Origin of the sequence: Solimicrobium silvestre, assembly GCF_002976435.1 — a bacterium.
GTDB classification, from domain to species: domain Bacteria; phylum Pseudomonadota; class Gammaproteobacteria; order Burkholderiales; family Burkholderiaceae_D; genus Solimicrobium; species Solimicrobium silvestre.
Window position 1 is genome coordinate 46,577 of sequence record NZ_PUGF01000024.1, and the last position, 12,338, is coordinate 58,914.

Annotated in this window: 12 protein-coding genes; 6 read left to right on the top strand and 6 right to left on the bottom strand. The window is 44.4% G+C overall.

What is annotated here, in order from left to right; genetic code table 11:
* The first annotated feature begins 445 nt into the window (after positions 1–445).
* Both ffh and S2091_RS19655 read left to right on the top strand, forming a co-directional pair.
* Positions 446–1,810: a signal recognition particle protein gene (gene ffh, locus S2091_RS19650; RefSeq protein WP_105533665.1), complete on the top strand. Its 1,365-nt coding sequence runs from the start codon at positions 446–448 to the stop codon at positions 1,808–1,810.
* A gap of 226 nt (positions 1,811–2,036) precedes the next feature.
* A complete protein-coding gene (locus tag S2091_RS19655; protein ID WP_105533666.1) occupies positions 2,037–2,414 on the top strand; it encodes an SWIB/MDM2 domain-containing protein in 378 nt (125 codons plus the stop codon).
* A gap of 67 nt (positions 2,415–2,481) precedes the next feature.
* Here the strand turns inward: S2091_RS19655 and S2091_RS19660 are convergent, their stop codons facing one another.
* Both S2091_RS19660 and S2091_RS19665 read right to left on the bottom strand, forming a co-directional pair.
* Positions 2,482–3,105 carry a lytic transglycosylase domain-containing protein gene (locus tag S2091_RS19660; protein WP_105533667.1) on the bottom strand — a complete coding sequence of 208 codons (624 nt, stop codon included), beginning with the start codon at positions 3,103–3,105 and terminating at the stop codon, positions 2,482–2,484.
* Positions 3,106–3,199: 94 nt separating this feature from the next.
* Positions 3,200–4,933 carry a proline--tRNA ligase gene (locus S2091_RS19665; protein ID WP_105533668.1) on the bottom strand — a complete coding sequence of 578 codons (1,734 nt, stop codon included), beginning with the start codon at positions 4,931–4,933 and terminating at the stop codon, positions 3,200–3,202.
* A gap of 182 nt (positions 4,934–5,115) precedes the next feature.
* Between S2091_RS19665 and S2091_RS19670 the strand changes: the two genes are divergently transcribed.
* Positions 5,116–5,721 carry an RNA pyrophosphohydrolase gene (locus tag S2091_RS19670; protein ID WP_105533693.1) on the top strand — a complete coding sequence of 202 codons (606 nt, stop codon included), beginning with the start codon at positions 5,116–5,118 and terminating at the stop codon, positions 5,719–5,721.
* Positions 5,714–6,217 carry a CNP1-like family protein gene (locus tag S2091_RS19675; RefSeq protein WP_165795046.1) on the top strand — a complete coding sequence of 168 codons (504 nt, stop codon included), beginning with the start codon at positions 5,714–5,716 and terminating at the stop codon, positions 6,215–6,217. The genes S2091_RS19670 and S2091_RS19675 overlap by 8 nt, the downstream gene beginning before the upstream one ends.
* 33 nt (positions 6,218–6,250) lie before the next feature.
* On the opposite strand, the gene proB is transcribed toward S2091_RS19675, so the two are convergent.
* The 4 genes from proB to rplU form a co-directional block, all read right to left on the bottom strand.
* Positions 6,251–7,375, bottom strand: coding sequence for a glutamate 5-kinase (gene proB, locus S2091_RS19680; RefSeq protein WP_105533670.1), 1,125 nt, complete (start codon positions 7,373–7,375; stop codon positions 6,251–6,253).
* A 147-nt stretch (positions 7,376–7,522) separates the two neighbouring features.
* Complete coding sequence (gene obgE / locus S2091_RS19685; RefSeq protein ID WP_105533671.1) at positions 7,523–8,629, bottom strand: GTPase ObgE; 1,107 nt, start codon at positions 8,627–8,629, stop codon at positions 7,523–7,525.
* A gap of 246 nt (positions 8,630–8,875) precedes the next feature.
* Positions 8,876–9,148, bottom strand: a complete 273-nt coding sequence (rpmA, locus tag S2091_RS19690) for a 50S ribosomal protein L27 (RefSeq protein WP_105533672.1) — start codon at positions 9,146–9,148, stop codon at positions 8,876–8,878.
* Positions 9,149–9,240: 92 nt separating this feature from the next.
* Positions 9,241–9,552, bottom strand: coding sequence for a 50S ribosomal protein L21 (gene rplU, locus S2091_RS19695; protein ID WP_105533673.1), 312 nt, complete (start codon positions 9,550–9,552; stop codon positions 9,241–9,243).
* A gap of 354 nt (positions 9,553–9,906) precedes the next feature.
* Here rplU and ispB point away from each other — a divergent pair, with 354 nt between their 5' ends.
* Positions 9,907–10,896 carry an octaprenyl diphosphate synthase gene (gene ispB, locus S2091_RS19700; RefSeq protein WP_105533674.1) on the top strand — a complete coding sequence of 330 codons (990 nt, stop codon included), beginning with the start codon at positions 9,907–9,909 and terminating at the stop codon, positions 10,894–10,896.
* A 67-nt stretch (positions 10,897–10,963) separates the two neighbouring features.
* Positions 10,964–12,238 (top strand): HlyC/CorC family transporter, encoded by a 1,275-nt coding sequence (locus tag S2091_RS19705; protein WP_105533675.1) that lies wholly within the window; start codon positions 10,964–10,966, stop codon positions 12,236–12,238.
* The last annotated feature ends 100 nt before the right edge of the window (positions 12,239–12,338 follow it).

A 12,338-nucleotide genomic window follows, 5' to 3' on the forward strand; every position in this document is an offset into this window, starting at 1 on the left:
ACGAATGAAAACATAACATGCGGGCAATGGCAATAATTCGATAATTTTTTATGTGACCAAATAAAATCCTGCCGGGTGGGCACAAGTTCATCATGCCCCCTGTGTCCCTATAGGGAGGGAATCTGTGCCTGCGCGCGCAGAACGTTACGCAAGTGAGTGGCATGCCACTCAAAACCCCTGCGGCACCACGCGTAACGGTTGATAAACAATGGATTTTAATTGCGGATATGATTGATCGAAGGTAACGCGTGGGCAAAGTTGTCAACCCTACTGTCAACAAAATCAAGCCATTGCTAATATATTACATATATTAAAAAAACAAGGGGTGGGTGTTTGAATTCAGCAGAATAATGCCCGAATTTGTCCCGAATTTCTCCACACAGCGCACCATCAGGTAAAATGCCACTTTGCGGCTCGCATTCATCCTTCCAAGATACTCATTCCCATGCTAGATAATCTGACTCAACGACTTGCCAAAGTAGTTAAAACCATGCGCGGCGAAGCGCGCTTAACCGAAACAAATACCGCCGAAATGCTGCGTGAAGTCCGGTTAGCCTTATTAGAGGCCGACGTTGCCTTGCCAGCGGTACGTGAGTTTATCGCCAAGGTCAAAGAAAAAGCATTAGGTGAAGATGTCATTTCTTCGCTCACCCCAGGACAAGCCTTAGTCGGTGTAGTGCAGCGCGAATTAGCAGCGTTAATGGGCGCAGATTTAGGTGCGGCTGCATCACAACTCAATTTCGCCACCCAGCCACCGGCCATCATTTTAATGGCCGGCTTGCAGGGTGTAGGTAAAACCACGTCAGTCGGTAAATTAGCCAAATTCTTGCGTGAAAATCACAAGAAAAAAGTGTTGACTGTATCAGCCGACGTTTACCGTCCGGCCGCGATTGCGCAGTTACAAAGCGTGACAGAACAAGTAGGCGCTGACTTTTTCCCTAGTCACAGCACAGATAAGCCAGTCGATATCGCCTTGGCTGCACTCGATTTCGCTAAAAAACATCATCACGATGTATTAATTATTGATACCGCCGGGCGACTCGGTATCGATGCTGCCATGATGGAAGAAATTGCCGCGGTTCATACTGCTGTCAAACCAATTGAAACCTTATTTGTCGTCGATGCCATGGTCGGGCAAGATGCCGTCAATAGCGCACGCGCCTTTCATGACGCGCTGCCACTGACCGGGATTATTCTCACCAAGTTAGATGGTGATTCACGCGGCGGTGCGGCGTTATCGGTGCGTCATATTACCGGTGTGCCGATTAAGTTTTCTGGCGTTTCAGAAAAAATGGATGGTCTGGAAGCGTTTGATGCCAGCCGTATGGCCAATCGCATTCTGGGTATGGGTGATATTTTGGCGCTGGTTGCCGAAGCCCAGAAAAACATGGATGTATCGGCTGCGCAAGATTTAGCTCAAAAAATGAAGAGCGGAGGCAAATTTGACCTCAACGACTTCAAGGCACAAATCTCGCAAATGAAAAAAATGGGCGGCTTGTCCGGCTTACTAGACAAACTGCCAGCGCAAATGCAACAGGCCGCCGCCGGTGCCAATATGGGCATGGCTGAAAAACAGGTGCGACGCATGGAAGGCATCATCAACGCCATGACGCCTTTAGAACGCGCTAAACCTGACCTGATTAAAGCTTCTCGCAAACGCCGTATAGCCACCGGTGCCGGTGTGCAAATTCAAGAAGTAAATCGCATGTTGGCGCAATTTGAGCAAATGCAATCGATGATGAAAAAGCTCAAAGGCGGTGGAATGATGAAAATGATGCGCAGCATGAAGGGCATGATGCCTAACCGCTAAAAACCCATAAAATAGCCCCACACAGAGGAATGAAACGGTTTTTTTCGACAGAAAAACCGTTTCTATGAAAATTCAGTGAAAAATACGCACAAATTCATCAAAAAACACTTGCGCAGCAAATAAATCCGCACCACTATAAGCGGTGCGTGACGTGCGGTATTTTTTACCGCGTATTCAAGCTACTTTTTAACCTAGATTATTCACTCATTTCTCAAGGGGCTTAACAATGGCAACAGCCAAAAAACCAGCAGCCGCAGTCAAAAAACCAGCAGCCGCAGTCAAAAAACCAGCAGCGGTTAAGGCAGCACCGGCTAAAGCAGTGAAAGCAGTAGCAGCAAAAGTTCCAGCGGTAAAAAAAGCTAATACAGCTTTCATGAAACCAATGACGTTATCCCCAACTTTGGCAGCAGTGATCGGTGCAGCACCAATCCCACGCACTGAAGTTACCAAAAAAATCTGGGAATACATCAAAAAACATCAACTGCAAGACGAAGCAAACAAACGCATGATCAACGGCGATGCTAAATTGGTTGCTGTGTTCGGTGGTAAAAAACAAGTGTCTATGTTTGAAATGACTAAACTCATTTCTGCACATTTGTCGTAATATTTTTAGGGCAATGCCCTAAACAAAAACGCCCGCATCGCGCGGGCGTTTTTGTTTGTGTATTAATTTAAGAATTACCTGATATCGGCGTTTTATACTCCCACTTCTTCCATGATGCCAAGACCATATTTGGATATTCAGCTTGTCCCCGACTACCGTTATAACGCCCTAACGCCATATATAAATTTCCACCTTCCATATCAATATACATACGCAAAATGGAGCAGCCGTAACGCAGGTTGGTGGCCATATTAAATAATTTTTGCGCATCACTGTCACCAATCACACGCGACCAAAATGGCATCACTTGCATCAAGCCGCGGGCGCCAACAACGGACGTCGCATATTTGCGGAAGGCAGATTCAACCTGAATCAAACCAAGTACCATGGCAGGATCTAGTCCTGCGCGTTTCGATTCATACCAAGTTGTTTCTAAAAATTCGATCCGCGTTTGGTTATCGGGAATTTTTTTCTTTAAACGATCCGACATCTCGCCCAACCATTGCAGATAATTGAGCCTGTCATCCATCACGGTAAAACTAGGCTTAGGCGGACGGTTATCAGTCACGGCTTTGGCTAATGCCAAGCGCACTGAATTTGCCATTGCTTCTTCTTTTTGGTTACCGGCGAATACAGCATTCGTGAAACCAAAAAACAAGCAACATACAACAATAAAACGAATCAATTTCATGCTTACAGTCTATAAAAAATAAGGAGTGGAGCACCCCCACTCCTGCATTCCAAACAATCTCAACGAAATAGTAGTGCGATATTAAGCTGATAAATTAAGCCGCTAATTTTTCCTGAATGAATGCCACCATTTCATCAACCGAAACTGCTGTGGCAGCAGTTTCGCGGCGACCTTGATATTCAAGCTTGCCTTCTTTTAAACCGCGTTCACCGATCACTATCCGATGCGGCACACCAATTAGCTCCCAGTCTGCAAACATCGCGCCAGGGCGTTCGCCACGGTCATCCAAAATCACATCAACGCCTGCAGCCTGCAAAGCTACATATAAATTATCCGTTTCAGTTTTAACTTGTTCGCTACGGTCGTAACTCATTGGACATAACACAACAGAAAATGGTGCTAACGCTGCTGGCCAAACGATACCTTTTTCGTCAAAATTCTGCTCGATTGCCGCGCCCAAAATACGGGTAACGCCGATCCCGTAGCAGCCCATTTGCAAGAACTGTGGTTTGCCATTTTCATCCAAAAAAGTGGCTTTCATTGCTTCGGAATATGAAGTACCTAATTGAAAAACATGGCCGACCTCAATCCCGCGTTGTATCGCCAATACGCCTTTTCCATCTGGAGAAGGATCACCGGCCTGCACATTACGAATATCAGCCACCATTGGCAACGGCAAATCACGCTCCCAATTAACGCCAGTCAGATGGTAATCAGCTTCATTAGCACCACAAACAAAGTCAGTCATCATGGCAACGGTATGGTCCGCGACGATATTAATCGGTAACTTAGTTCCAATCGGACCTAAGTAACCAGGAACACAGCCAAACCATTCCACAATTTCTTCCTCAGTTGCCATGCGGGCGTTCGCCAATCCAGCCACTTTATGCATTTTGATTTCATTCAACTGGTGGTCAGCGCGCAGCAATAACAACCACAGTTGTTTTTTAACACTGCCGTCTTCGGTACCATCCACCGCAAAAACCAGCGATTTAACATTTTTATCTAAAGAAATTCCCAGCAACTCTGAAACTTGCTCGCACTTTACGGTGCCAGGTGTGGAAACTTTAGTTAATTGTTGCGTTGGCGCTACACGTTCAGTTGTAGTTGGCAAAGCAACAGCGGCTTCCATATTCGCAGCATAGTCAGACGTTGGGCAGTAGACCAAATCGTCTTCGCCGGTATCCGCAATAACGTGAAATTCATGTGAGCCAGTGCCACCAATTGCACCGTTATCGGCAGCAACAGCACGGAACTGCAGTCCAAAGCGCTGGAAAATACGTACATAGGCATCAAACATGATCTTGTATGAAACCTGCATGGAAGCAACATCACGATCGAATGAGTAGGCATCTTTCATCGTGAACTCACGTCCACGCATCAAGCCAAACCGCGGGCGACGCTCATCGCGGAACTTAGTTTGAATATGATAGAAATTAATAGGTAATTGGCGATACGATTTAATATCAGAGCGCGCTACGTCAGTAATAACTTCTTCTGAAGTTGGCTGAATAATAAAATCTCGACCATGACGATCTTTAACACGGAGCAACTCAGCGCCGTATTTTTGCCAACGGCCAGTTTCTTGCCACAATTCCGCCGGTTGTACGACTGGCATCATCATTTCGATCGCACCGGCGCGGTTCATTTCTTCGCGCACAATCGCTTCGACTTTACGAATAACTCGCAAACCCATCGGCATGTAGTTGTAAATCCCAGAGCCAAGGCGTTTTATTAGCCCGGCTCGCATCATTAATTTATGACTAATGATTTCTGCATCAGCAGGGGCTTCTTTTAAGGTTGAAATAAAAAATCGGGTTGCGCGCATAACAATGAATTCTTTTTAAATAGAGGAGGTTATAATCAACTCAATTTTAAAGGATTAGTTGGCATATGCACCCATTGTTTACAGATTTTTGATCCAAACTCGTGCCAAAACTGCAGTTATGTGATGATTTATACTGAAATACAGTGGTTTGTGCAGGTGCCGCAGAAAGTTTTGAGGACATCATGCTTGATCGTGAAGGCTTTAGGCCTAACGTAGGCATCATTCTGCTCAACCCTACGAATGAAGTATGGTGGGGCAAACGGGTGCGGGAACACTCCTGGCAATTTCCGCAAGGAGGCATTAAATACGGTGAAACCCCAGAACAAGCGATGTTTCGCGAATTAGAGGAAGAAACCGGTTTATTACCACAGCACGTCAAAGTCATTGGTCGCACCCGCGACTGGCTGCGCTATGAAGTGCCTGATCATTTCATTAAACGTGATATACGCGGGCATTATCGCGGGCAAAAACAAATTTGGTTTTTGCTACGTATGACTGGGCGTGATTGCGATGTTAATTTACGTGCATCAAATCACCCTGAATTTGATGCCTGGCGTTGGCATGAGTATTGGGTACCATTGGACATGGTGATTGAATTTAAACGTGAAGTGTATCAATTAGCACTACAAGAACTTTCACGGTTTTTATCACGCCCTGAACACCCGAAGCAACGACAGACCGGGCGCTACTTGCGACAACAACAATCACCTCATCATGCGGAAAAAATTGATGGCGAGGATGAAGCAATTCAAGAAACCACGGAACCAAGAAAAAATCAGCATGAATAAAACGAAACGAGCAATATTTACACTACTCTTTTTGAGTTTAATGAATGCCGCAGTTGCGCAGGAAAAACAAGAAACTCATGATGCGCCAGCGCCGCCCAATTTACCATCGGTTGCGCAGCGCTATATTGATTTTTATTCCAGCTTACAACTTGATTTTGCGATTGATCCTGACTCCATTACGATTCAGCCCGGCGCACAGAAAGAAGTTCGCTACACGTTAAAGGCTACCAGCAAGCAAGGAGCGATTAACATTAGTTATGAAGGTATCAGCTGCGACAACCGGCAAAAAATTATTTATGCGGTTGGGCGTTCAGATGGCAGTTGGTCTAGGGCGAGATCACCAGAATGGGCGGCAATTTATACAACAGGCCTAAATCTACAGCATGCCAATCTGGCGAATGGCTATTTTTGCTCAGGAAATGCGCTTTCCGGTGATTTAAAAAGCATTCTCAAGCGCTTTGAAACAAAACAGCCATTGGATGCAATAGTTCGGTAAATTTTGTGAAGTTACTATGAAGTTACTTCTAAGCTACTGATTTAATAGAACTAAATTATCACGATGGATCAATTCGGATGCCTCCATAAATCCAAGTATGTTGATAATTTCTGAGGATGCATGCCGTTTAATACGGCGTGCATCGCTGCTTGAGTAATTGCTTAAGCCGCGCGCTATCGCAACGCCCGCCTGATTCAGGCAAGTAACTGCTGCACCACGACCAAACTCTCCACGCACCTCTAAAACACCAATCGGCAGCAATGATTTACCTTCGTTAAGTAACTTATTGACTGCACCATCATCCAAAATAAACTGGCCACTCGTTTGCAAATGATCTTGCAACCATTGCTTACGTGCAGCTAAAGGCTCAGTTTGAGCAACTAAATGGGTTCCAATTAATTCGCCTTGCAGCAAGCGAGTTAATACGTTTTGCTCGCGTCCCCAAGCAATGATGGTATGCGCACCAGAATTAGCGGCACGCTTAGCCGCTAAAATTTTAGTCAACATGCCACCACGACCAATACTGCTTCCAGCGCCGCCGGCCATTTCTTCCAGCTTAGGATCTCCTGCGGTAGCGCGATGAATAAATTCGGCATCGGGATTTTTACGCGGATCAGCACTGAATAATCCAGTTTGATCGGTGAGAATGATTAAGGCATCCGCTTCAATTAAATTGGCGACTAAAGCACCTAATGTGTCGTTATCACCCAATTTAATTTCATCGGTGACTACTGTGTCATTTTCATTGATGATAGGAACAATGCCAAAACGCAACAAGGTACGTAATGTGGAGCGGGCATTAAGATAACGCTCGCGGTCGGCCAGATCGGCATGAGTGAGTAATACTTGGGCGGTGCCTAAGTTATGCTGGCGAAAACTACTCTCATAGATTTGCGCCAAACCCATCTGCCCTACTGCAGCACAGGCCTGCAACTCATCAATTTCAGTCGGACGTTTCACAAACCCAAGCCGCAACATGCCTTCAGCAATAGCACCAGAACTAACTAGCACTACCTCTTTGCCCATATTTCGCAGGCTGGCGATTTGCGCTGCCCAATTTTGAATAGCGGCGTGGTCTAAACCACGCCCATCATTGGTAACTAGAGAGGAACCTACTTTGATAATTAATCGTTTGCTACTTTGAAGCTCGGTGGACATGACCTTTAACCTATTTAATAAGTATCAAAAAAAGTAATTTTGCAGTCTTGGTATTGCAGTCTGTTTGTTTGCAACATGCTCGCATTGGCAAGCATGTTGCGTACACCGTAGCTCATTTCTTATGAAAACGACCCAACGTAATAAGTGTTAATCCATGATTTTAAAACGTGGGTCATCTGGCTCAATGGACAGAATTCCATGCGCAGCTTCTTCCATGGTAGTTTCTTCCGCACGAATTTCTTGTGTGCGTTTTTCTGCCAAATGCGAATAAATCGCCATCACTAAATCTTCACAACCTTCGCGATTCAGTGCAGAAATTTCAAACACTGGACCTTTCCAGTTCAATTTCTTCACGAAATCTTTAACGCGCTTTTTACGCTCATCTTCAGGCACCATATCAAGTTTATTCAGCACAAGCCAGCGCGGCTTATCGAACAAACTTTCATCGTATTTACGCAACTCTTGCGCCAATGCTTTGGCTTCCTTGACTGGATCAACATCATCAAACGGAGAAAAATCAATGATATGCAACAACAAACCTGTACGTTGCAAATGACGTAAGAACTGATGTCCAAGGCCAGCACCTTCTGCTGCACCTTCAATCAAACCCGGGATATCGGCAATAACAAAGCTTTTTTCGTGACTAACCCTGACCACACCCAAATTTGGATGCAGCGTGGTAAACGGATAATCAGCAATTTTCGGACGTGCATTGGAAACAGCGGTAATAAAAGTAGATTTACCGGCATTCGGCATACCTAACAAACCAACGTCTGCAAGCACCTTAAGTTCCAAACGCAATTCCCGACGTTCGCCTTCTTTACCGTTTCCATGCTGACGTGGTGCGCGATTGGTTGAGGTTTTAAAATGGATATTGCCCCACCCACCATCGCCGCCCTTGGCCAGCAACACTTCTTGACCATGCTCAGTCAAATCAGCGATTAACTCTTCGGTATTGCGATCAAATATCAATGTTCCGACTGGCATGCGTAAAAATACATCGTCCGCACCTTTGCCGTAACAATCAGCGCCGCGACCGTTTTCACCGCGTTTGGCCATATGCAATTTAGAAAAACGGAAATCCACCAAAGTATTGATATTACGGTCAGCGACTGCAAAAATACTGCCGCCTTTACCACCATCGCCACCATCTGGGCCGCCAAATGGGCGGAATTTTTCGCGGCAAAAAGATGCGATGCCATTACCGCCATCACCGCCGACTATCTCAATTCGTGCTTCGTCAATAAACTTCATGTTACTGTCCTTCCCTTACTGCTAAGTTTGCTGCTGAATTTACTATTTAAGTTTCACAACTTAAACCAAAAAGGCACTTTTATAAATCTGAGCTTAGTCCAGATTTATAAAAATGCCATAAAAAAAGCTCTACCAATGGCAGAGCCTTTGTATTGCCAAAGGCTGCCACACTTATTGCATAAGCCACAAGAGTTCAGCCTGGCAAGAGGTAGTTTTTCAACTACCTCACTACATTAAAACCGTGAATTACGCAGCAACAGCTGCAGCAGGAACGATAGTAACGTATTGATTTTGTTTGGCGCCTTTGATGATAAACTGAACTTTACCTGGGATCAAAGCAAACAAAGTATGGTCTTTACCCATACCAACGTTTTCACCTGGGTGAACACGTGTACCGCGTTGACGGATGATAATGCCGCCAGCGTTAATTGCTTGGCCGCCGTATACTTTTACGCCAAGTCGTTTCGACTCGGAATCACGACCATTGCGCGTGGTGCCGCCGCCTTTTTTGTGTGCCATTTAAGACTCCTTACTATGCTGAAAATAAGCTAAATCAGTTGCGAACAAAGTGCTATCAGATACTGACTTAATCTTAGGTTAATAAAAAACTATTAACCGTTAATTGAAACGATATGCAACTCGGTGTAATTTTGGCGATGGCCTTGATGCTTTTGGTAATGCTTACGACGACGCATCTTGAAAATTGTTACCTTGTCGTGACGACCATGCGCCACTACCGTAGCCACCACCGTAGCACCTGCAACCAATGGAGCTCCAACCTTCAGAGTATCTCCAGCACCCACTGCGAGCACTTGGTCAATGGTGATTTCGGAGCCGATGTCTGCAGGTATCTGTTCTATTTTAAGTTTTTGGCCAGCAGCAACTTTATATTGTTTGCCACCGGTTTTTATGACCGCGTACATATGAAACCTCATCAAAAAAAATGAAAAAATCTTTTAAAATCCAACTACCTTGACTTAGCCTGTACCAAGCACCGCGACACCACTGCATTACTACAGCTAGCACTAATATAAGCCCACCCAAAATGGAAGGAAGCCCTAGATTATACACAATCCATAGAAAACAGTCAAAATCAATTATGGCAAATCCTTTTTATTGTCAAGCAGGATAATTATTTTCCCCATAAGCAACATTACGTATATGCTGCTCAGCAACAAAATGTGTTCTTATTCATGTCAAAATTTTCATCTAATCGTTTTTTTCACGAGTAAGCATCGTATAATTTCGCCCATCACGCTTTTTTTGCAGGTTACGCTTTGTCAGCCACCACAATCCCACAAACACAAAATTCGATTACCTCCACTATTGCTGCCGACATGGACGCCGTAAATACGGTCATTCGTGTCAAGCTACAATCTGAGGTTCCCCTGGTAAATCAAGTTGGTGAATACATTATTAACGCAGGTGGGAAACGCATCCGCCCTGTGTTAGCCGTGTTATTCGCTAACGCGCATGGTTATCAGGGAACAGCGCATCACAACTTAGCAGCCATCATTGAATTTATCCATACTGCGACCTTATTGCATGATGATGTCGTTGACGAATCTTCATTACGACGCGGCAGAAAAACCGCCAATGCATTGTTTGGCAATGCAGCGTCAGTTTTGGTGGGTGATTTTTTATATACACGCTCATTCCAGATGATGGTTGAATTGCAAAGCATGCGCATCATGGAAATTTTGGCTGATGCAACTAACATTATTGCCGAAGGCGAAGTGTTGCAATTACTCAACATGCATGATCCCGATGTCACTGAAGAGCGCTATCTTCAAGTGATACGCTCTAAAACAGCTAAGTTGTTTGAGGCGGCAACAGGATTAGGCGCACTCATTGCAGGTGCAAATGAGGCAGAAATAGAAGCTGCCGCGGAATATGGCCGCTCACTCGGAACCGCATTCCAGTTAATCGACGATGTATTGGATTATTCTGGTAACGCAGCGGACATTGGAAAAAATGTCGGCGATGACCTTCGCGAAGGTAAGCCAACCTTGCCATTAATTTATTTAATGCGGCATGGTACTGAGCATCAGTGTGAATTGGTTCGTCAGTGCATAGAAAATGGCGATAGTAGCAAGTTCGATGAAATTTTAAGTGCTATCACCGAATCTGGTGCCTTAGCATATAGCCGCGCTCAAGCTGAACAAGCAAGCGACCGGGCAATACAAGCGTTGACGCATTTGCCTGAAAGCGACTATAAAGATTCTCTAATACAGTTAGCGCGCTTTTCCATCGATCGCAATCATTAAAAACCATTGAAAACTTATTTAAAACGGTTAACCACACTCACTTTCACCGCGACTATCCAAAGCCATCGTGAATAGTATTCCACTCTGGGTACAAGTACTAACACTTGCTGGGCTCATTCTTTGCTCAGCATTTTTTTCAATGACCGAAACCGCCTTAATGGCAGCCAATCGGCATCGTCTACGCCATCTAGCTAAACGCGGCAACAAAAACGCCATCACCACACTCTGGTTACTCGACCGCGTCGAAAAATTGCTTGCTGTTATTTTAATTGCAAACACCCTATTCAATGCACTTTCTACCGCACTTGTGACTGTGATTGCTATTTCAACATTTGGAAATAATGATACTGTCATCACCATTGCTACCGCTACAGTTACTTTTTTATTAATTGTTTTTGCAGAAATTTCGCCTAAGGTGATTGGTGCAACCTACCCGGAAAGAATTGCCCTACCTGCCAGTTTTATTTTAAAACCCCTGATGACGATAGGGTTGCCAGTTACGTGGTTTGTTAATCTATTCGTTAGCACATTATTAAAAACATTACGAATTAAAACCGGAAATGCAGTGCAAGAAGCGCGTTTATCGCCGGAAGAATTACGCTCAATGATCTTGGAAGGTGGGAATTTCATTCCACAAAAACATAAAAGCATTTTGCTCAATTTGTTTGACTTGGAAAGTATCTCGGTTGAAGATGTAATGACTCCCCGATCACAAATTGAGGCGCTCGATTTTTCGGTATCTGTCGAGGACATTAAACATCAACTAACTACCTGCTACCACAGTAAATTACCCGTCTACGAAGGTGAAATAAATCGCATCATCGGTATTTTACATGTACGCAAAGCAATTGCCCTGCTCAATCAAGAGCATGAATTAACCACGCAAGATTTTCGCCAACTACTCACCCCACCATACTTCATTCCTGAAGATACCGGCGTGTTTACACAGCTTCAATATTTCCAGGAAAAACGTGAGCGACTTGGTATTATTATTGATGAATATGGCGAAGTACAAGGATTGGTGACGCTGGATGACATTATTGAAGAAATGATTGGCGAATTCACCACGTCAGTGCCAGGTGACGCGCGTGCTGATGCATTTAATTGGGATAAGCAAGGCCAATGCGTTTTGGAAGGTACTACAACCTTGCGCGATATTAATAAAAGGTTGCATTTGGATTTTCCTATTGATGGCCCTAAAACACTAAATGGGCTGTTGCTTGAAATTTTGCAAGATATTCCTGAGGCTCAAGTCAGTCTCAAAATTAAAAACTGTGTTGTTGAAATCATTCAAGTACAAAATCAAGCAATTAAAGTTGTAAAAATTTATCAGCAAAAATGATGAAAAACAGTTGAACTGAATCATTTAGTTACTTCAAATCAACAATTCAGCATCAAGTCGGCTGGCAAGTCTTTACAAATTAGCTCCTACAATGCATCAT